This is a genomic window from Micromonospora sp. ANENR4 (assembly GCF_015354395.1).
In the GTDB taxonomy this organism is placed as follows: Bacteria; Actinomycetota; Actinomycetes; order Mycobacteriales; family Micromonosporaceae; genus Micromonospora; species Micromonospora aurantiaca.
Genome location: NZ_JADKYQ010000046.1, coordinates 1 through 810, shown reverse-complemented (window position 1 = coordinate 810; position 810 = coordinate 1). Strand labels below are relative to the sequence as shown.

Annotated in this window: 1 protein-coding gene; it reads left to right on the top strand. The window is 65.4% G+C overall.

Annotated elements, in window-relative coordinates:
• On the top strand, positions 1-810 hold an 810-nt coding region (locus IRY44_RS30435; protein WP_255533250.1), incomplete at its 5' end, for a non-reducing end alpha-L-arabinofuranosidase family hydrolase.

Below are 810 nucleotides of genomic sequence, written 5' to 3'. Positions count from 1 at the left end.
TACAACGGGCAGCACCTGGTCTACGCCACCACGCACGACACCGGGTCGTCGTGGGGGTCGATGAACTTCGGTCTGTTCTCGAACTGGTCGCAGATGGCCACGGCGTCGCAGAACGCGATGTCGTCGGGGACTGTGGCGCCGACGTTGTTCTACTTCGCGCCGCGCAACATCTGGGTCCTGGCCTACCAGTGGGGACCGACCGCGTTCTCGTACCGCACCTCGACGAATCCGACGAACCCGAACGGGTGGTCCTCGGCGCAGCCGCTGTTCACCGGCAGCATCTCCGGCTCCGGCACCGGCCCGATCGACCAGACCCTGATCGCCGACGACCAGAACATGTACCTGTTCTTCGCCGGTGACAACGGCAAGATCTACCGCTCCAGCATGCCGATCGGGAACTTCCCCGGCAGCTTCGGCTCCAACTACACCACCATCATGAGCGACTCGACGAACAACCTGTTCGAAGCCGTGCAGGTCTACAAACTCCAGGGCCAGACCCGCTACCTCATGATCGTCGAAGCCATCGGCTCCCAGGGCCGCTACTTCCGCTCCTTCACCGCCACCAGCCTGGGCGGATCGTGGACCCCGCAGGCCGCCACCGAGTCCAACCCGTTCGCCGGCAAGGCCAACAGCGGCGCCACCTGGACCAACGACATCAGCCACGGCGAACTCATCCGCACCACCGCCGACCAGACCTTCACCGTCGACCCCTGCAACCTCCAACTGCTCTACCAGGGCCGCTCCCCCAACTCCGGCGGCGACTACGGCCTCCTGCCCTACCGACCCGGACTGCTCACCCTCCAGCGCTGA